Source organism: Sphingobacterium wenxiniae (assembly GCF_900116225.1).
In the GTDB taxonomy this organism is placed as follows: Bacteria; Bacteroidota; Bacteroidia; order Sphingobacteriales; family Sphingobacteriaceae; genus Sphingobacterium; species Sphingobacterium wenxiniae.
The window spans coordinates 115,509-135,534 of sequence record NZ_FOZZ01000001.1 but is presented as its reverse complement, the minus strand read 5'-3'; the positions used below and the strand labels follow the sequence as shown (position 1 = coordinate 135,534).

At 41.3% G+C, this 20,026-nt stretch carries 16 protein-coding genes; 11 read left to right on the top strand and 5 right to left on the bottom strand.

All coding sequences use genetic code 11. The features are described 5' to 3' along the window. The first annotated feature begins 119 nt into the window (after positions 1-119). The 4 genes from BM375_RS00595 (at position 120) to BM375_RS00580 (ending at position 8,164) form a co-directional block, all read left to right on the top strand. Positions 120-3,590 carry a TonB-dependent receptor gene (locus BM375_RS00595; protein ID WP_212611595.1) on the top strand — a complete coding sequence of 1,157 codons (3,471 nt, stop codon included), beginning with the start codon at positions 120-122 and terminating at the stop codon, positions 3,588-3,590. A 17-nt stretch (positions 3,591-3,607) separates the two neighbouring features. Continuing rightward, positions 3,608-5,128, top strand: a complete 1,521-nt coding sequence (locus BM375_RS00590; RefSeq protein ID WP_093363552.1) for a RagB/SusD family nutrient uptake outer membrane protein — start codon at positions 3,608-3,610, stop codon at positions 5,126-5,128. A gap of 19 nt (positions 5,129-5,147) precedes the next feature. After that, positions 5,148-7,004, top strand: a complete 1,857-nt coding sequence (locus tag BM375_RS00585) for a hypothetical protein (RefSeq protein ID WP_093363227.1) — start codon at positions 5,148-5,150, stop codon at positions 7,002-7,004. A gap of 68 nt (positions 7,005-7,072) precedes the next feature. Next, positions 7,073-8,164 (top strand): family 16 glycosylhydrolase, encoded by a 1,092-nt coding sequence (locus BM375_RS00580; protein WP_212611594.1) that lies wholly within the window; start codon positions 7,073-7,075, stop codon positions 8,162-8,164. A gap of 90 nt (positions 8,165-8,254) precedes the next feature. On the opposite strand, the gene BM375_RS17075 is transcribed toward BM375_RS00580, so the two are convergent. The 3 genes from BM375_RS17075 to mqnC form a co-directional block, all read right to left on the bottom strand. Then, on the bottom strand, positions 8,255-8,410 hold the full coding sequence (locus BM375_RS17075; RefSeq protein ID WP_212611616.1) for a hypothetical protein: 156 nt from the start codon (positions 8,408-8,410) through the stop codon (positions 8,255-8,257). A 132-nt stretch (positions 8,411-8,542) separates the two neighbouring features. Then, positions 8,543-9,103, bottom strand: a complete 561-nt coding sequence (gene scpB / locus BM375_RS00575) for an SMC-Scp complex subunit ScpB (protein ID WP_093363225.1) — start codon at positions 9,101-9,103, stop codon at positions 8,543-8,545. A gap of 14 nt (positions 9,104-9,117) precedes the next feature. Then, a complete protein-coding gene (mqnC, locus tag BM375_RS00570; protein WP_093363224.1) occupies positions 9,118-10,239 on the bottom strand; it encodes a cyclic dehypoxanthinyl futalosine synthase in 1,122 nt (373 codons plus the stop codon). A gap of 129 nt (positions 10,240-10,368) precedes the next feature. Here mqnC and BM375_RS00565 point away from each other — a divergent pair, with 129 nt between their 5' ends. Further along, positions 10,369-10,803: an SRPBCC family protein gene (locus BM375_RS00565; protein WP_093363223.1), complete on the top strand. Its 435-nt coding sequence runs from the start codon at positions 10,369-10,371 to the stop codon at positions 10,801-10,803. Between the two features lie 13 nt (positions 10,804-10,816). Continuing rightward, a complete protein-coding gene (locus BM375_RS00560; RefSeq protein ID WP_093363222.1) occupies positions 10,817-11,089 on the top strand; it encodes a GNAT family N-acetyltransferase in 273 nt (90 codons plus the stop codon). A 33-nt stretch (positions 11,090-11,122) separates the two neighbouring features. Here the strand turns inward: BM375_RS00560 and BM375_RS00555 are convergent, their stop codons facing one another. Then, positions 11,123-11,887, bottom strand: coding sequence for a sulfite exporter TauE/SafE family protein (locus BM375_RS00555; RefSeq protein ID WP_093363221.1), 765 nt, complete (start codon positions 11,885-11,887; stop codon positions 11,123-11,125). 2 nt (positions 11,888-11,889) lie between these two features. After that, the gene (locus tag BM375_RS00550; RefSeq protein WP_093363220.1) at positions 11,890-12,549 is read right to left on the bottom strand and encodes an HAD family hydrolase; all 660 of its coding nucleotides are present in this window, start codon (positions 12,547-12,549) and stop codon (positions 11,890-11,892) included. Between the two features lie 61 nt (positions 12,550-12,610). Between BM375_RS00550 and BM375_RS00545 the strand changes: the two genes are divergently transcribed. The 5 genes from BM375_RS00545 (at position 12,611) to BM375_RS00525 (ending at position 20,014) form a co-directional block, all read left to right on the top strand. Then, positions 12,611-13,609, top strand: a complete 999-nt coding sequence (locus BM375_RS00545; protein WP_093363219.1) for a ligase-associated DNA damage response exonuclease — start codon at positions 12,611-12,613, stop codon at positions 13,607-13,609. After that, the gene (locus BM375_RS00540) at positions 13,606-15,204 is read left to right on the top strand and encodes an ATP-dependent DNA ligase (RefSeq protein WP_093363218.1); all 1,599 of its coding nucleotides are present in this window, start codon (positions 13,606-13,608) and stop codon (positions 15,202-15,204) included. Before BM375_RS00545 ends, BM375_RS00540 begins: the two co-directional genes overlap by 4 nt. Beyond that, positions 15,188-17,635, top strand: a complete 2,448-nt coding sequence (locus tag BM375_RS00535; protein WP_093363217.1) for a ligase-associated DNA damage response DEXH box helicase — start codon at positions 15,188-15,190, stop codon at positions 17,633-17,635. The genes BM375_RS00540 and BM375_RS00535 overlap by 17 nt, the downstream gene beginning before the upstream one ends. Next, entirely contained in the window at positions 17,635-18,294 is a 660-nt protein-coding gene (gene pdeM / locus BM375_RS00530; protein ID WP_093363216.1) for a ligase-associated DNA damage response endonuclease PdeM, read from the top strand. The genes BM375_RS00535 and pdeM overlap by 1 nt, the downstream gene beginning before the upstream one ends. 259 nt (positions 18,295-18,553) lie before the next feature. Further along, positions 18,554-20,014, top strand: coding sequence for a hypothetical protein (locus tag BM375_RS00525; RefSeq protein ID WP_093363215.1), 1,461 nt, complete (start codon positions 18,554-18,556; stop codon positions 20,012-20,014). Positions 20,015-20,026: the final 12 nt, after the last annotated feature.

The window sequence follows — 20,026 nt, the reverse complement described above, 5'->3', positions numbered from 1 at the left end:
GTTAACCAAGTCACAAACCCTGTATGCAAACTTAGGGATTATGAGGCAATATATCAACCCTTTAGAAGGGATGGATATGCATCATGATGAAGTAGGCATACTTGTATATAAACCGAAAAATGAACAAAAAGAACCTTAGATATGATAGTAAATATCTACATCTTTCACAAACTTATTTGACCATGAAATTGACTGTAACTTTATTCTTTGCGTCTATCATGGTCTCGTTGGGCAATGTCAATGCACAACGCATCAGTCTAGACCAAAAGGAAGCCCGACTGAAAAGGGTGCTGATGGAAATCAGTAAGCAATCAGGTTATACCTTTATCTATAATGAAAAGGAACTGGCAAGCGTACGGCCTGTATCGATTAAGGTCAAGGACAAAACAATAACAGAAACCTTGGATGTATTATTTCAGGGCGAGTCTTTGCAATATCAGCTTAAGGGAAAGTCCATAGCGATAGAACGAAAGAAATCATCGTCTGCGGAGCCCATGGCAAAACCTATAGAGATCAGACAGCAACGAACTGTTACAGGTCGAGTAACAAATGAAAAAGGGGAACCCATTCCAGGTGTAACTGTGTTGGTAAAAGGAGGTACAGGTGGAACTAATACGAACCAGGATGGATGGTACAGTCTTGAAATTTCAGATATAAATAGTACGTTGACATTCCGGTCTGTTGGATTTCTCCAGCAGGAAGTTCCCGTGTCTGGCAAAACAGAAGTATCTGTTGTGCTATTGTCGCAACTCAGTAATCTGGATGAAGTAGTCGTTGTCGGCTATGGTGTTCAGAAGAAAAGTGTTGTTACTGCTGCTATCTCCCGTATTTCGGCGGATGATTTAAAAAACACATCCCCGGTACGGATAGATAATGCATTGAAAGGTATGGTATCGGGTGTTACCGTAACACAGTCTTCCGGTCAACCAGGTGAAGGCTCTAAAGTCAGAATCCGAGGGATAGGTACTATCAATAATAGTGATCCTCTATATATCGTGGATGGCATGCCTATCGATGGAGGTATAGATTATTTGAACCCAAGCGATATCAGTTCTATTGAAGTGTTGAAAGATGCTGCTTCGGGAGCAGTTTATGGTGCTCGTGCAGCAAATGGGGTTGTGCTCGTCACCACGAAAAATGGAACTTTGGGAAAAACAAGAGTGGATTATTCCTTTTCACAAGGATATCAAAACCGTTGGCAGCAACGAGATGTGCTGAATGCTACTGAGTATGCTATATTAATGAATGAAGGTTTGCTGAACTCTGGACAGAATGTCCGTTATCCAGATCCTTATTCGTATGGTAAAGGTATAGATTGGCAAGATCTGGTTTTCAATAAAAATGCCCCAGTTTCCAATCATCAACTAAGTATCAGCGGAGCAAGTGAAAAAGTAAATTACTTCCTTTCGGCAGGATATTACGATCAGGAAGGTATTGTGGGAGGTAATTGGAACCGTTCCAATTACAATCGGATGAGCTTGCGTTCAAATATGATATTCAATCTATTGGATAATCAGGAGCGTAATTTTTTGCATAAATTTTCTTTAGGTGTAAATGCGTCTTATTCCCGTACAAAATCGATGGGTATCTCTACCAACTCTGAATATGGTTCGCCATTGGGAAGTGCCATTGCATTTTCTCCGCTTTTGAGTGTTTATGAAAAGGATCCGGCGGCGGCTCTTGCACGGCATCCTTATGCAGTCAAAGATCCTAATACAGGAGAGGTATATACCATTGCTGGTGCTGATTATAACGAAATTACAAACCCCTTGGCACAGCTTGCGCTTCCTGGAGATAAAGGAAATGCTGATAAGTTTATTTCTAATTTTTGGACGGAATTATACCTTTGGGACAACCTAAAGTTCAGATCGTCTTTTGGTACAGACTTGGCATTTTGGGGAAATGATGGCTGGTCGCCGAAATATTATTTAGGCCAATCCAATTACAGGGAAGAATCAAGGGTGTGGTCGGAAATGAATCGCGGTCTTGTATGGCAATTGGAAAATGTATTATCGTATGAAAAAAGTTTCTTAGACAAACATAACCTTCAGGTCTTGGTAGGGCAATCGGCTAAGAAAAATACTGGTCGTAATCTAGGAGGAGCAAATCGTCACTTAGTGGAAGAAGATGGTAGCAAGGCTAATATTAACTTTACTACCGGGACGGCGGCAAATGGGGATATGAGTGTGTATGGAGGGGCATATAGTCCACGCACATTGGCGTCGATTTTTTCTCGTCTGAGCTATAATTATGATGAACGGTATATGTTTCAGGCGACCATAAGAAGAGATGGTTCTTCTAATTTTGGTGCGAACAACCGTTATGCTACGTTTCCTTCGTTCTCTGCAGGATGGAATATTACGAACGAGCAATTCATGGAGGGACGCCCTGAATGGCTATCGGCTATGAAATTAAGAGGTTCTTGGGGTAAGAACGGAAATGAAAGCATCGGTGCGTTTGGCTATGTGGCGTTGACTTCCTCGGGCAACAATTATGTCTTCGGAACCGGAGATGGAACAATACACGTAGGGACAAAACCAAGTGGCTTGGCTAATCCTGATTTGAGGTGGGAAGAATCTGTGCAGACCGATATAGGACTAGATTTTAGCTTCTTCCGTAACTCACTTGATTTCTCCGTAGATTATTTTTACAAAAAGACGAATGGCATGTTGATGACCATGTCTATCCCATCTTATGTGGGCGAAGCAAAACCTATCGGGAATGTGGGTGAAATGGAAAATAAAGGTGTGGAGTTTGAGACCATGTATCGTTTTAGAACAGGGGATTGGGGCGTACGTTTGGGAGCTAATGCATCGTATATTAAAAACAATATGTTACGCCTTGGCAATGAAGAAGGGTTTGCGAACTATGATTATTACCAAAATGTAGGAACGATTAGCCGCGCTGAAAATGGTTTCCCTTTCCCTTATTTTTACGGTTATCAAGCTAATGGGATTTTCCAGAACTGGGATGAAATACACAACCATGTGGGAAGCGAAGGCGATATGATACAGCCTAAAGCCGTGCCGGGAGATGTGAGGTTCGTTGATCTCAATGGAGATGGTGTTATTTCGGATGCAGACCGCACTATAATCGGTAATGGTAATCCAAAATGGACATTTGGTTTTAATACGAACATAACCTGGAAGAATTTCGATTTTAGTTTCATGTTGCAGGGAACTCTTGGTAATGATATTTACGATGCTACACGTAGAACGGATATTGCATATATTAACCTGCCAAGCTATATGTTGAACAGATGGACTGGGGAGGGAACATCTAATGAGATTCCACGGTTTTCCTTTACAGATGAAAATGGCAACTGGTTGTCATCCAGTCTGTATGTCAAAGATGGCTCGTATATGCGACTTAAAAATATGGTTCTTGGCTATACACTCCCGAACCATCTGACCAGTAAATATTTCGTTTCAAACCTTAGGATATTTGCTTCGGCCGAAAACCTGTTGACGTTAACCAGGTATGAAGGCCTTGATCCAGAGATTTCTGCAGGAGGGACGTCGCTCGGTATAGACCGCGGTATATACCCACAAGCACGGGTTTTCTCTTTTGGTTTGAATGTATCCTTTTAAAATTAAAAATGGAAAAGATGAAACGATTACTCTATATAATAACAATAGCAATTTTTACTGTTCTGATACAGAACTCCTGCTCAAAGGATTTCCTTGAAGTAGAATCTGCGGATAAACTGTACGTGGACGAATATTATAACTCTGAAAGCAGAATTTTTGAAGCATTGGTAGCAGCTTACGATCCTTTGCAATGGTTTGACTATGCATGGGGGCAATATACCCACATCGGGTTGGTGTCTGATGTAATGGCGGATGATGTTTACGTTGGAGGTGCTGATGCCAACGACTGTATCTATCTTCACCGCATGTTCAATTATGAAGCTCTACCTACTTCGGTGGTTAGTGACTTGTGGACAACCTTTTACTCAGGTGTGAACCGTTCAAATATTGTGATGCAGTATATGGATAATGTACAAGGTATCTCTGATGATACCAAAGCCTTGTATCTGGCAGAAGCTAAAGTATTACGTTCTTTTTATTACACATGGTTGTGGAAACTTTGGGGAAATATTCCTTATTATGAGACGAATTTGACTTACCCATATATCGCTGACCAAAATACGGCTGATGAGGTGTATCAAGGTATCATTACAACATTAGAGGATGCAATCAACAATGGCGGATTGCCAATGAAGGCAGGTAGTGGAAGAGAGGGACGAGTATCATTGGCTATGGCTTATATGCTGTATGCTGAAGTTGTGATGTACCAAAATGATGATAGCCGTTTAAACCAAGCCCTTAAGTATATGGAGGAAATTATCAAATCCGGACAATACGATTTGGTGAGTAATTTTGCGGGATTATGGGAAGAAAGTGGTGAATGGTCGCAGGAATCTATTTTTGAAATTAACTATTTCAGTCGTAACGCTGTCCGTTCTTGGAGCAGTCCGACCACCGATGGTGGATCGGTATATCCTAAATTTATCGGTATATATAATCTGGCTGGTAGTCCGGATTATGATGGTGGATGGGGTTTTGAGCCTGTGAGAGCCGATGCTTACGCTTTATACGATGACAATGACCAAAGACGTGATGGTGGTATTCTGAACTTTGCAAAATATGCAGAACAAACAGGTGCAACTTATCAAGCGCGCTATCAAGACCAAGGGTATTTTTTAAAGAAATATATGGCTCGAAAAGATGGGAATGCAAATCACTCTGCTGATGCAGATTTGAATTACAATAACAATTTCCGGGTCTATCGCTATGCGGAGACCTTGTTGAATGCTGCTGAATTGATTGCCCGTGGAGCCTCTGGAACGGGGACAGCACAGAGCTACTTAGACAAAGTCCGTACACGGGCTGGTCTTAACGCTATCTCGCCGTCCGTTGAAAACATCATCAAGGAACGTCGTTTGGAATTTTTGGGTGAAGGAAAGCGCTATTGGGATTTGATTCGTTCGGGTTATGCACCAACTTATCTTATACCAGATGGATTGTACCGCACAAGTACATGGACAACATCCAAAAAGTATCTGCCGATACCGCAATCAGAAATTGATGCATCTGCAGGTACATTGACCCAAAACAATTATTAACCTTAAGCAGTACAGCATTATGAAAAGGATATATAACTATTTAGGAGGCTTGTTGATCGTACTTCTGGTTTTTGCAGCATGTGCGAAAGATATTTTTCGTCCCTCGGAAGGAGAAATACCTTTAGCGACGGATATCGATGTCGATATTGTTGTTGACCAGGAAATCAACCAAGTAACTTTTACCTTTAACAATAAAGGTGCTTATCCAATATGGAGCTTTGTGGAAAAAAGTAAAACAGTCTATTCCACATCGAGTAAATTTACCAAAGTTTACAATGCGGCAGGCACATATTCTGTAGAAATCAAGCTCGGAAATGCACATGGAATCAGTGATGGTTCAATTATTAAAACCTTCACGATTGATAATTCGTTAGTTGATTACGATAAATATATCGGATTGATTGCGGGCAGTGGAAGTAAAACCTGGTCCATTGCCAAAAAGGAAATAGCCCATCTAGCTTGTGGTCCATCAGGTACGGATGGTACCGAGTGGTGGAGTGCTCCGCCGAATGACAAGGCCGATTGGGGGGTATACGATGACATATTGACGTTTACAAGTGATATGAAATATACCTACAATCCAGGCGAAGGGGGAACTGTATATGTAAATAAAGAAAGTTCATTGTTCAGTGCGCACAATCCACACAATGAGTTGGATTTTATGGCTCCAGTGGAAGAGCAAACGACTACTTACAGCTTTGTCGGAGAAGGGGAGGATGTGTTCCTCATATTCCCGGCAGAGACGTTATTTCCTTATATTGCTAATGATGAAAGCTACAACGCGCCAAAGTATAGGGTTGTCGGTATTTCGGCAAATAAGATTGAGTTGGTATCTGACAATGGGAGTATTGCATGGCATTACATCCTGACCACCGATGTAGATACTGGTGAAGAAGAGCCACAAATCGGCGGATATGACCCAGATAGTGATTGTAACTTGTGGAAGAAGGCGACTATAACAAATGATTTTTACTATGCTCCAGATTGGAATTCGGTGGGTGATCCTGGTTTCGTAGCTAATGGTAATTCCTATGAGATAACTTTGCCAGTGGCAACGAGTTTACAGTGGCAGGCACAGGTAGCTTACCGGACAAATATGACCACCAAGGCATCAACAAATTATGATTTTTCTGCGGTGCTTAACTCCTCTAAAGATCATAACAATGTTACTGTTAAATTGGTTAAGACAGGTGAGGATGGGACGTTCTTCTTTGAAGAGAAGATTTCATTAAAGGCTTATGAAAACTATATATTTACCAAAGCCGATATGCCAGGTATTGATATGGATCAGGTCAGTCTTGTGTTTGATTTTGGAGGTAATGCTGCTCAAACGGTCGTTTCCGTAAGCCGTGTAGTTTTGAAAGAACACAGCTGTGATGATGGTACGACTGTTTCGGGACCAGATAATGCAGATTCGGATTGTAACAAATGGAAATCGGTGAAATATACGAACTTTTTCTATTATGCTCCAGGTTGGAATGAAGTTGCCGCCCCAGAGGTTGTCGTTAATGGGAATTCATATAAAGTTACCTTGCCGGAAGAGACTTTTCAGCAGTGGCAAGCACAAGTCCATTTCAAGACAGATAATATCAGTACGAGCACTGCCAATAAGTACGATTTCCAATGTGTGTTGAATGCCACGAAGGATATTACTGGTGTAACGGTTAAACTTACTAAGGTAGATGATGATGAAACGTTCTATTTTACTAAGAACGTTAATTTGAAGGCTTATGAAGACCTTGTTCTTAAAGTTCCGGATATGGACGGTCTAGATATAGATAAAGTCAATCTGGTCTTTGACTTTGGTGGAAACCCGGCGAATACAGAGGTTACTATCAGTAAGATTATCTTAAAAGAATCAATGTGTAACAACTAAAATGATGAATTTAATGCCTGCGCGGGCTCTCCTTAAAATACCCGTGCAGGCTTTCTAAGAATATAATTATGAGAAAAATGAAACTGCTTATTTTATCCCTGATGGCACTGAGCTCACTGTGCTGCAGTAAAAATGACAATAACATAGAAGCGGAGGCTGGTAATATTACAAGCTCTATCTCTCAAATTAATGTAGACCATAGCGAAGCTGTTTCTACTATGGATGTCACAGCAAATCGGGAGTGGATGGTCTATAGTAACGAAAATTGGATTACTTGTACGCCAACAGGTTCGGTCAATGCCACGGAAAAGGTGACAGTAACTATTGCTGCCAATACCACACTGGAGGAACGTGAAGGTTCGGTGGTTCTAAAATCTGGTACTACTCGGGTGAGTATTCCTGTTAAGCAGGCCGGAAAACCTATGATTGATGTGGAAGCCCCTGAAGGCTATGTGCTGGTTTGGAATGATGAATTTAATGATGGAAATCGCCCAAGTGCTGAATGGTTTTATGAAACCGGCGGCGGCGGTTGGGGCAATAATGAACTACAAACCTACGTGGCAGGTGATAAAGATGGTGAACAATTAGCTGTAATAAATAATGGTATACTGGGAATTACTGCAAAGAAAATAGACGGTACAGTGTATTCTATTCGTATGAATACTAATCAAAGCTGGACATACGGTTATTTCGAAGCTCGTTTAAAACTTCCGAAGGGAAAAGGAACCTGGCCAGCTTTTTGGATGATGCCGAAAAACTATACTTCATGGCCGGAAGATGGTGAGATTGATATTATGGAACATGTTGGATATGACCCGAATCGAATTCATTCGTCGATCCATAGCAAGGCATATTATCATTCCATTGGGACACAAAAAACTGCTTCAAAAATGATCCCAACGGCACAGGATGAATTTCATGTGTATGCTGTTGAGTGGACGGAAGACTTTATAAAAGGATATATCGATGGGGAAGTATTTTTTACTTTCCAGAACGATAAGACCGGAAATAAGGATACTTGGCCTTTTAATGCACCATTTTATCTCAAACTTAATCTCGCATGGGGTGGAGATTGGGGTGGTGCTCAAGGTATAGATGAATCTGTATTACCAGCTACGTATGAAATCGATTACGTAAGGGTATTCCAGAAAAAACCGTAAAGTGTAGCTGTATCCGATTAAAACAAAAGAAGGCAGAATTATTTAATTCTGCCTTCTTTCTTTACACGCTTAGGTTGATTTTAGCGATAATTAAAAATCATCGTCATCAAAATCATCAAATTCCCCAAGAGAGTCAATTTCTTCGATCTCGAAATCATCATCGTAGACATCATCAGCATCATCCTCCGGTCCGTTAAAATTGATGATTTCATCAATCATAACCTCTTTTTCTGCCACTTCCATCATAGCCATGTTTAATTAAAAAATGATTAACCTATTGTTTGTTCTTCGGCGTAAAATTAAACAACAATATTAAAACATGAAATTTTTTTATTTTTTTTAATTTGTTGACTGTTAGTCTCTTGGTGTCGTACGTTCTTACTCTAGGATTTCTCCGATTGTATTTTCTTCCGCTACGATATCTTTTAGTTGTGGAAGCTCTTTGGTAGAGTTGATACCAAAATGATTCATGAACTGACTGCTAGTTGCATATAATAACGGTTTACCTATGCTGTCGGCTTTGCCGGCAATCTGGATAAGCTTCTTTTCCAATAACCGTTGTATAGAATAATCACAATTTACACCACGGATTTGTTCTACTTCCAACTTAGTAATCGGCTGTCTATAGGCAATAATAGCGAGTGTCTCCAAAGCGGATTGGCTAAGTTTCTTTTTGTCGCGATGCGCCTGTAGCTGATTGATACTTTCGTGGTAAATTTCTTTGGTGAGAAATTGGTATTGTCTGTTCATCTGTCGAAGGCAGAATACATAGTCATCCGAATTGTATTTGGCCTCGATCTTTTTTGCCAATTCGACAATTTCTTGATTGGTAATTTCAATAGCTAGAGCCTCTTGTAGAACCTGACGTATGTCGTTTGCAGAGATACCCTCTTCACTGCCGAAAATGATAGCTTCTATATGTAGTAAAATATCTTTCACCGTGGGTTTTGTCTTTAATAGTTAATGACCTGTTCTTCCATCTGTGGCAATTCGCGGAACTCGTATTTCTGTGTACGCAGCTGGGGTTCGAAACCTGCTTCTTCAATGGCCTGTTGAATAGATGTCGATGTAAACCGGTGCGGAGCACCTGCCGCTGATACCACATTTTCTTCGATCATGATCGATCCAAAGTCATTTGCACCTGCATGCAAACAAAGCTGCGCCGTTTTTCTACCTACGGTCAGCCATGATGCTTGAATATTTTTGATGTTAGGCAACATGATTCTGCTTAGCGCTATCATGCGGATATATTCTTCAGCTGTAACGTTATTGGTGATTCCCCGTAATCTTTTGAGCAGAGTCCCATCATCTTGGAATGGCCAGGGAATAAAGGCGATAAAACCGAAAGCATCCTGCGGTTTCTCGGATTGAACTTCACGAATCCATACCAAGTGTTCAAAACGTTCCTCAAGCGTTTCAATATGACCAAACATCATGGTCGCCGATGTAGGGAGATTGATTTGGTGAGCTGCACGCATCACATCAAGCCATTCCTGACCACCACATTTTCCCTTTGAAATCAACCTGCGTACACGGTCGTTTAAGATTTCAGCTCCTGCACCTGGCAAGGAATCCAATCCTGACTCCTTGAGTGCAGTAAGCACCTCGATATGCGACATGCCTTCCAATTTAGCGATATGTGCAATCTCTGGCGGTCCCAATGAATGTAGTTTTAGTGTCGGGTAAAGCTCCTTTAACTGGCGGAATAAAGTAGCATAAAATTCCAGTCCCAGATCGGGGTGATGTCCGCCTTGTAGCAAAAGCTGATCGCCGCCATACTTAAAAGTTTCTTCGATCTTTTGCTTGTATGTCTCTATGTCCGTGATGTAGCTCTCGTCATGTCCCGGACGACGGAAAAAGTTACAGAATTTACAATTTGCAATGCACACATTGGTCGTGTTTACATTGCGGTCGATCTGCCAGGTCACTTTCCCGTGCGGAACTTGGATTTTCCGCAATTCATTGGCAACATAAGCCAAATCGGCAGTAGCGGCATGCTGATATAAGAAAATTCCCTCTTCTTTCGTCAAAAAATCGAAGTGGAGGGCGCGTTCAAGTAAGTTTTCTACATTCATTGTTAACAAAGATACGCATGATTTTCCTCAAGTAAAAGCAATTCAGACGGTGAAGAATATTTATACAGACTAAAAACTATTTTTCCCAATTTTTTGTTATATTTATGCATACTTATTAAAGATGACGATATGACTAATCCAGGACCAATTTCAATCGAGCGCACTTTCTCGGCCAATGTAAGAGAAGTTTGGGACGCTATTACTAATAAAGATAAGTTAGACAAATGGTATTTTAAGATTCCGGATTTTGAGTTGGAAGAAGGAGCGACTTTTAATTTCTATGAATTTGGTCCCAAAAAAAAATACCATCATCAATGTGAAATCCTGGAAATCAAACCTGGAGAACTGTTTCGGCATACATGGACACACCCGACTCATAGTGAAGGTCAGTCCACGCTTACCTGGCATTTTATACCGCGTGGCACAGCAACAACCGTAAGATTGGTGCATGAGGGAGCAGAGAACTTTGAAGAGGCTGGAGAGGAGTTCTCAAGAGCAAATTTCGAAAAGGGTTGGAATATTATATTGGGCGTATCGTTGGCTAAATTTTTGGAAAATCAATAAATAAGGAGGTTTTATGGAAATAGTACATGTGAAAGATCAGAATAAGTGGTTGGCTGTAAATGATGAGGTACAAATCGGGGAATTGAATTATGCGATTAAAGACGGGATTTTGACCATCAACCATACGGAGGTGGATGGATATTATCGGGGAAATAAAATTGCGGAAGACATGGTGCTGGCGACAGCAGAATTCGCCCGTACAGAGGATATGAAAATAGCTTTGGAATGTTCTTTTGCCGAAAAGGTTTTTGAAAAGCATCCTAAGTTAAAGGATATATTGGCTTAACTGTTCTCCTTTTTCTACCTAAGGGAGAACTGATCAAAGGATAATCAGCAATATAGCTGAAATCACAACCAAAGTCATAATCAGATAACGGAATTGTTGTTCGGGAAGAATCTTGACAATCTTTATACCAATGAATCCCCCCAACAGGATGAAGGGAAGGGCTAAGAGGTTAAGATAAATTCCCGACCAGCTTATATTATGCCATACAAAAGCCTGTAGTGGTATTTTGGTGAAGTTGAGAATCATGATAAACCATGCCGAGGTGGCCGCGAAGGTTATCTTATTTAACCGTTTGGAAAGCATATAGACTGAGAGAGCTGGACCAGCGGCATTTCCTATCATTGTGGAAAAGCCCATGATAAAACCAAACACCGGCGAGTACCACTTGTTTTCGATCAGCCTGTCCTGTCGTTCTTTGGATGTGCGCTCCATCCATATCATAATCCCCATACCAGTAATGATGCATACACCTATAACTGTTTTGAACGTCTTATCATTGATGTAATTTCCAAGTAGCAAACCTACAACTAACCCGACAAGAGCCAGTGGTAACAGCTTTTTGATTTCGCTCCATAAGAAAGCTTTACGGTAATAGATCACGGCGACCAAATCTGCAAAGCATAATAAAATCAAGACAATTCCTGTCGAATATTTTGCTCCAAATAGTAATGCAAATAAGGGAACAGCTAGGGTACCGATATTTTGGATACCAGTTTTGGACATGCCTATCAGAATGGCACAGCTAAAATAGAGTGCCCAACCATAGGGAGAGGAAATCAATTGTAGAGCTTCGGACATGATTAACTACGCAAAATATCTTTAACGATCTCTGGTGTTATCTGTTGATAATCGTTAATATAATAGGCACATTCGGGAAGCTGTTCTCGGGTATGCGAACTTAGCACCGCGACAACGTTCATTCCAGCATTCTTAGCCGCAGTAATTCCCGAGAAAGAATCTTCAAAAACCAAGCAGTTCGAGGGGTCTAAGCCAATTCTTTCAGCAGATTTTAAATAGACTTCGGGATGCGGCTTATGTAGCGTAACATCCTCGCTAGTCAAGATGGAGTTCATGAGTTCACGAATTGCTAATGCGTCCACAATCAGATCCAGATTAGCCTTTGGTGCGGAGGTCGCTACCCCGGTTTTAAAATCCTCTGCTTTAAGCGCATGTAAAAAGGGGATATAATGAGGAATTGTTTCCACTTGGGTTTTGTACAACTCACGAAATAAAGCTTCCTTTTCATTTTCAAGCCTTAACAGTTCATCGCCCGTGATAGGTCTTTTAAAGAAGTGGGACATAATGTAGCTGTTATGCTTGCCATACATGTGTTCCTCAAATTCTTGATCACTGTAGGCGATTTTGTATTTATCAAAGAAAGCTTCGAACGCTTTAGCGTGGTGAGGGTTGGTGTCGCAGATGACGCCATCCATGTCGAAGATAACTGCAAATTCGTTCATGCTGCAAAGATAAGAAAACTATGCATCTGCATTTTTGTTATTTAACTATAAATGCTTCAACATGAAACTACTCTCCGTAAATGATAATGGACTCTATTGTAATGTGGGTGATTTTTATATTGACCCATGGAAACCTGTAAAAACAGCGCTCATTACCCACGGACATAGTGACCACATGCGCTGGGGAATGGCACATTACATCTGTCATCATCATACCGTGCCTATCTTAAAATTGCGGTTGGGCGAAGAAAACTCCGTTCAAGGGGTGGAGTATGGTGAAGAATTCGAGATCAAGGGTGTTAAAATTTCCTTTCATCCTGCTGGCCACATTATTGGATCTGCACAGATTAAGCTCAGTTATCAAGGCGAAGTGTGGGTATTTACAGGAGATTACAAATTAGCATCTGACGGTGTCAGCCAACCTTATGAGCAGCTGAGATGCGATCATTTTATTACCGAAAGTACGTTCGGGCTGCCCGTTTACCAATTTCCTAGCGCTCACGACATATATGCCGCTATAAACCGTTGGTGGAAGAAAAATGCAGAAGAAGGCTACAATACAGTGTTGCTTGGCTATGCTTTAGGGAAGGCACAGAATATGCTCGCCCACGCAGATCGTACGATAGGTGATATCTACCTGCATGGAGCAGTAGCTAATGTCAATGCGGCATTAAATGAAGTCGGTTATCAATTTCAAGGCGAGCGTATCACAAGTGATACCGATCGTTCCAGAATCAAAGAAGCTCTGATTGTGGCCCCACCGTCAGCCAGTGATACACCTTGGCTGCGAAAATTAAAGCCTTACCGTATCGGCATGTGCAGCGGATGGATGCAGTTGCGCGGTGCAAGGAGAAGACGCGGTGTGGATATGGGATTTCCGCTTTCTGACCATTGCGATTGGAAACAACTTAATCAGGCCGTTTTACAAACAGGGGCTAAAAAGGTATATGTTACCCACGGATATGAAAACGTCTTTTCCAGATGGGTGGCAGAAGAATATAATCTCCAATCATCCATATTTAAAACCCTTTATAACGATGAAGAGGAGGAGTCCGCATGATGGATTTTATTATGCTATTTGATGCAATTGACCAAACGACTAAAACGTCAGGGAAGGTGAATGCTATCGTTCAATATTTGGAAGAAGCAACCGAAGAGGATAAGATTTTTGCGATCGCTATCCTGATGGGTAATAAACCAAAACGTCCCGTTAAAACCACAGATTTGCGGGCTTGGGCTGCTGAATTTTCTTCTATTCCGCTATGGCTTTTGGAAGAGAGTTATTTCATTGTGGGAGATTTAGCCGAAACGCTTATGCACGTCATCCCAAAAAGCAATCAAGAAACAGCATTTCACTTGGTTACTATATTTCAGGATATCATGCGATTGCAGGGGGCAGACATAGGCGAACAGCGGTCTATTATAATAGACTATTGGACCCGCTTAAATGGAACAGCGCTTTTTGTTTTTAACAAATTCCTCACGGGGAATTTTAGAGTAGGAGTATCGCGTAAGTTAGTAATCAAAGCTGTGGCTAAATACCTTAATGCTGAAGAACCGGTTATCGAGCATCAGCTAATGGGCAAATGGAATCCTTTTGAGGAAACGTTGCAAACCCTGTTCAAAGTGCAAACAGATAAACATTTCCTACCTTATCCATTTTATTTAGCTTATCCTTTGGAAAGTGAGCCGGAAACACTGGGTAACATAAGCGATTGGATAATCGAACCAAAGTTGGACGGCATTCGTGGACAACTAATCATCAGACAAGATGAATTATTTGTTTGGAGTCGCGGAGAAGACCTGATGACAGACAAATTTGTCGAGTTTAATGAATTAACGGCTATTTTGCCCAACGGTATTGTATTGGACGGTGAGGTTATTCCCTGGAAAGAAGAGCATCCACTGGATTTCAGCGTCATGCAGACCCGCATAGGACGCAAGAATATATCTAAAAAATCATTGCAGGATGCACCCTTAGTGATGGTGTGTTATGATGTGCTGGAATGGGAGGGGGAGGATATTCGTTCATGGCCATTGTGGAAGCGCAGGGAAAAGTTGATCGAACTGTTGCAGACATATCCTGTAGATCATGTTTTAAAATTATCGGTTTCTAAAACTTTTGAAAGTTGGGCAGATGCCGCTACATTTCGTCGCGAAGCTCGGCATTATCATGCAGAGGGACTGATGCTGAAACACAAAGATAGTCCTTATGAAGTAGGGAGAAAGCGCGGACGATGGTGGAAATGGAAGACGGACCCCATGACTGTAGATGGTGTGCTTATCTATGCGCAATCTGGGCACGGCCGCCGAGCGAATCTGTTTACCGATTATACGTTCGCCGTTTGGGATGAAGGGCAGTTGGTCCCTTTTACAAAAGCATACTCAGGATTAACGGATAAAGAGCTGATCACGATAGATAACTGGATAAAACGAAATACCATAGAGAAGTTCGGCCCGGTAAGAAGTGTACAGCCAGAACTGGTGTTTGAATTGGCTTTTGAGGGAATAAACCGTAGCAGCAGACATAAATCGGGTATTGCCTTACGTTTCCCACGTATTGTACGCTGGCGAAAAGATAAACCTGCTTCAGAAGCAAACACAAAAGAAGATTTACTGCAATTGATATCGTCTGTACATGAATCAAATAGCTGACGTATGGTTTTTTAATCAAGGTTGGGAACCGCATGCATTTCAAAAACAGGCATGGAAAGCACTGGCGCGGGAACAATCCGGTTTGCTCAATGCCCCTACAGGCTTTGGGAAGACATTTGCTATCTGGTTTGGTATTTTACACCACTATTACGATAATAAAGCTTTTCAGAAGAAAAAAGATAAGCTTAAAACTCCGAAGCTTCACGCATTATGGATTACCCCTTTACGTGCCTTGTCCAAGGAGATATATAAAGCGACCACGCAAGTAAGCAATGACTTGGATTTAGACTATAAAGTAGAACTCCGAACAGGCGATACTTCTGTGTCTGAACGACAGAAACAACGTAAAAACCCGCCACAGGCGTTAATAACCACGCCTGAAAGTATTCATTTGCTTTTAGCCAGTAAAGGAGCTGCTGACTATTTTAAACACCTGGAATTTATTGTCGTGGACGAATGGCATGAGTTGTTGGGCAGTAAGCGTGGTGTGCTGATCGAACTGGCGCTGAGTAGACTTAAGGTGCTTTGTCCACAACTTAAAATATGGGGGATTTCGGCTACCATTGGTAATCTGGATGAAGCGCAGGATATCCTTCTTGGGAAGGATCACAAAGGTGTCACCATACGCGCAAATTTAAAGAAGAAGCTGCGTATTGAAACCGTCTTTCCCGATAATCTGGAAAAATTTCCCTGGGCAGGTCACCTCGGTGTGAAGTTGCTGGATAAAGTTATTGCTATTGTCAATAAGTTTCAATCAACATTGATTTTTACGAATACCCGTTCGCAGGCGGAAATATGGTATCAGCAGATCATTATGCATTATCCGGAATTTGCCGGTATTTTGGCTATTCATCACGGATCGTTGAGCGATGAGGTACGTCTATGGGTGGAAGAGGCCCTGCATGAGGGGCGGTTGAAAGCCGTCGTCTGTACCAGCAGTTTGGATTTAGGTGTAGATTTTAGACCTGTGGATTGCGTCGTGCAGATCGGTTCGCCTAAGGGTGTCGCTCGCTTTCTCCAACGGGCAGGACGTTCCGGACATCGGCCGCATGAGACCTCCTATATTTACTATGTGCCGACCCATTCGCTGGAAATTATTGAAGGTGACTCCCTGAAATATGCCGTAAAAGAGCATATTATTGAACAACGGATTCCGTATATACGGAGTTTCGATGTCCTTATACAGTATTTGATGACTTTGGCCGTAGGTGATGGGTTTCAGGCAGACGAGATCTTTGGTGAAGTGAAATCTACACATTGTTTTTCCTCGATAAGCAGGGAAGAATTTGATCAGTGTATGAAGATGCTGCTGCATGGCGGTAAGGCATTGACAGCTTATGATGACTTTCATCGTCTTGTCTTGGTGGATGGTGTTTATAAGGTTGAAAGCCGAAAACTGGCGATGCGTCATCGCTTAAGCATAGGAGCAATCGTTTCGGACGCGATGATGAAAGTTAAATTCATGTCGGGTAAATATTTAGGCAGTATCGAGGAATCATTTATTTCCAAGCTCAACACCGGAGATGTCTTTTGGTTTTCGGGTAGGCAATTGGAGCTGTTGCATGTACGCCATATGGAAGTCGTGGTAAGACCGACGACAAAGTCTAAAGGTGTGGTTCCTTCGTGGATGGGTGGTCGTTTTTCCATATCACCGGATTTGGGAATAGCTATCCGCCACAGTTTTAAGCATATTCAGAAAAATGCTGGTCTCAGCGAAGAAATTAAATTTTTAAAGCCCTTATTTCAAGAGCAGCAAAGACGTTCTGCTTTACCCGGAGAAGATGATTTATTAGTTGAATATATCCAAACCCGGTTTGGCCACCATCTCTTTGTGTATCCTTTCGACGGTAAACTGGTGCATGAGGGGATGGCGCAGGTCCTCGCTTATCGGTTAGGGAAGATAAAGCCCGCGACGTTCAGTATTGCCAGCAATGAATACGGTTTTGAGCTGCTTTCGGCTACGTCCTATGATCTGGATGAAGCGTTGGTAAAAGATTTGCTTTCTCCGAAAAACCTGCATCAGGACATCACATCTGGAATTAACGTTCGGGAAATGGCGCGTAGACGGTTTCGGGATATTGCCGGCATTGCCGGACTTGTGTTTCAGGGATACCCCGGTAAACCGATGAAAACAAAACATCTTCAAGCCAATTCCGGTCTCTTCTTCTCCGTATTCGAAGATTATGAAGCCGACAATCTGCTGTTGCGTCAGGCTTATGACGAAGTCTTTGATTTTCAATTGGAGGAGGGACGCATGCAGTTGGCTTTTGAGCGTATTGCCGATCACCGCATTCTCCTTTCCTTTCCGGATAAACTCACACCGTTTTCTTTTCCTATCTTTTCAGAGTCTTTTCGGGAAAAATACAGCAACGAAGATTGGCAAAGTCGTTTAGAAACGTTAAAATTGCAGCTGGAAGGAAAGATAGAATAATGGCTAAAAAGCTATCGTGGAACGGATTGGATATTTTTCTGTTAGCTCAAAAAGCATTGTACATCCCTGTGCATCGTTTACTGGTTATATCGGATTGGCATTTGGGTAAGTTAGGGCATTTTCGGAAAGAAGGCTTTTTTATTCCGCAAATGAACCTGGAGGAAGAGTTTTTACGCTTGGGTAGTCTGTTGACATCGCTGGAGGTAAGTAAAGTGGTTTTTCTAGGAGACCTTTTTCATTCGGAATGGAACTATGAATGGGATGCGTTTACAGACTATTTGAAGACTTTTCCACAGATAGATTTTGTGCTCACGCGGGGCAATCATGATATTCTCCCCGCCGAACGCTTTGGGACTATCGCTTTACATGTAGTCAACCAGCTTGTGCTCGCGGAGGGTCTCGTGTTTTCTCACGAGCCTTTATCTGGGTTGGACAATTCTTGTTTAAATATTGTAGGGCATGTACATCCAGGCTGTGAAATTGCAGTTCGCGGCAGACAGACTTTCCGGCTTCCTTGTTTTCATTTAGAAGATCGCGTTTTGACCTTGCCTGCCTTTGGCCGCTGGACGGGACTTTATATGATTCGCAAAAAATCCAACAATCGGTTGTTCGCCGTGGTAAACGATGCGGTAATTGAAGTTCCGGAAAGTGGGTTGTAAATGTTCTGACGTACGGAATTGGTTCACAATTATCACAACTATTGCAAGTTTAGTAAAGCGTAACTTGTGATAGTTCATTAGTGCGGTAGCCATGAGTTAAATAAGACATGCATAACGATTAAAGAATATAACTCGTTTATATACCTCTGTATAGGGTTTGTTTGTAAGTCTTTTTTTTAGATATAAGAATACGTCTTATTTTTCCCTATCTAAAAGAAATAATGTATATTAGCCATCATTATAAACCAATTCGATCTACATGAAGGTTATAAAGTTATTTTGGTATACGAGGCTAATATTGATTGTTTTTAGTTGTTGCTTAACTTTTTTGTCTTGTAATAAAGACTTTGATAACGCTTACTGGATAAAGGTACAGAATCCTCCAACATTAAAGGAATTACAGGGGCTTTATGATAATTTAAATTTAGAGGATAGAATCAATTTTGAAATTGATGATTCGACGTTTATTAGGTATAAACCTGAATGGTCTGATTTGAAGGTACAATTCATTAATGATTCTACTATCTATTCGATTTTGCCATTATTGCCAGTAGGGATTAGAGGAAGAGAAACAATAGTTGTTAACTTATCCAATTATAGAGAGTTTATCTTATTTGAAAATAATGAAGTAGCATATTATGGGAAATATATCTATCAAGAAACTGACGGGATTATTCATGATCCTGCATTTTTATCAAACGGTACGTTATCCTTAGACAATCTGTTGAACGGAAATACTTCTTTTTATAGCTATATAAATGGGAAAGGAAGTAAACTCCCGGTCGCTGGACAACGATCAGCTAATAAGATGTCATCAAGCGCGTTAAGCAGTGAATGTGCGGAATATTTAACAGTAATGACATGTGACTGGACAACATATTGTCATGAAACAGGACAAGTGTTTTTTAGGTTAAGCCCCGTGGGAACCTGTCTGCCCCCCTCGGAAATAAGATGTGGGAATACGTGGAGTTATTGGACGCAAAGGGCGCCAGTTATGCAAACTATTTGTGTTAAATATGAAGATCCAGCCCCCCCCATTGGCGGCGGGGGCGACGGTGGAAGTGGCGAAAATGGTGGAGGTGGTGATACTCAAGGAGGAATCGATATTTCAAGCCTTACAGAAGAGGAAAAAATGTTGTATGAGGAAACGGAAAATGAAATCCGAGAATCGTGTGCATTAAACCATATGCTACAGAAGCTGTCTACACATGGATTAAAATTAATAGTCGATAGGCAAAGCGGTAATCCTGTTTATGTTTTTAATACTAAAACTATAATAGTAAATGAATATATGGTCACTAGATCAGATTTTGTGGCACATGAAATGATTCATGCATTTCAGCATCAGAATATAGGTTCCACATTTCATCACCATGCTCAGGGGCTACCAGGAAATATTAATATAGAATTTGAGCGAATGCTCATACAGGATGTGGCTACCAATGGTTTGGAATGGGCACAGAGCGTTGGGGTATATTTTACGAGGTCGGATAGAGATGGGTTTAATTTTGCCGTTGATGCGTACATAGATCTGGTAGAGGATATAATTGCTACTAAAGATATTTCGCTAATTCCTAACTTTGATATAAGATATCGCGATGCGCTTCAGTCATTTAATAGATACGGACATCCATCGTATGCTGATTCTCAAATATTAACAACTTTACAGCCGGTATCCTTAAAAATGATATTTGATGGCTCTTACAATTGTCCAGAATAAATTTATAAAGTA

Bases quoted from the DNA above. Each gene is read 5' to 3' on its own strand.
- BM375_RS00595 (WP_212611595.1), top strand. From the start codon at position 120: ATGAACAAAAAGAACCTTAGATATGATAGTAAATATCTACATCTTTCA.
- BM375_RS00590 (WP_093363552.1), top strand. From the start codon at position 3,608: ATGAAACGATTACTCTATATAATAACAATAGCAATTTTTACTGTTCTG.
- BM375_RS00585 (WP_093363227.1), top strand. From the start codon at position 5,148: ATGAAAAGGATATATAACTATTTAGGAGGCTTGTTGATCGTACTTCTG.
- BM375_RS00580 (WP_212611594.1), top strand. From the start codon at position 7,073: ATGAGAAAAATGAAACTGCTTATTTTATCCCTGATGGCACTGAGCTCA.
- BM375_RS17075 (WP_212611616.1), bottom strand. From the start codon at position 8,410: ATGATGGAAGTGGCAGAAAAAGAGGTTATGATTGATGAAATCATCAAT.
- mqnC (WP_093363224.1), bottom strand. From the start codon at position 10,239: ATGAATGTAGAAAACTTACTTGAACGCGCCCTCCACTTCGATTTTTTG.
- BM375_RS00565 (WP_093363223.1), top strand. From the start codon at position 10,369: ATGACTAATCCAGGACCAATTTCAATCGAGCGCACTTTCTCGGCCAAT.
- BM375_RS00560 (WP_093363222.1), top strand. From the start codon at position 10,817: ATGGAAATAGTACATGTGAAAGATCAGAATAAGTGGTTGGCTGTAAAT.
- BM375_RS00555 (WP_093363221.1), bottom strand. From the start codon at position 11,887: ATGTCCGAAGCTCTACAATTGATTTCCTCTCCCTATGGTTGGGCACTC.
- BM375_RS00550 (WP_093363220.1), bottom strand. From the start codon at position 12,549: ATGAACGAATTTGCAGTTATCTTCGACATGGATGGCGTCATCTGCGAC.
- BM375_RS00545 (WP_093363219.1), top strand. From the start codon at position 12,611: ATGAAACTACTCTCCGTAAATGATAATGGACTCTATTGTAATGTGGGT.
- BM375_RS00540 (WP_093363218.1), top strand. From the start codon at position 13,606: ATGATGGATTTTATTATGCTATTTGATGCAATTGACCAAACGACTAAA.
- BM375_RS00535 (WP_093363217.1), top strand. From the start codon at position 15,188: ATGAATCAAATAGCTGACGTATGGTTTTTTAATCAAGGTTGGGAACCG.
- pdeM (WP_093363216.1), top strand. From the start codon at position 17,635: ATGGCTAAAAAGCTATCGTGGAACGGATTGGATATTTTTCTGTTAGCT.
- BM375_RS00525 (WP_093363215.1), top strand. From the start codon at position 18,554: ATGAAGGTTATAAAGTTATTTTGGTATACGAGGCTAATATTGATTGTT.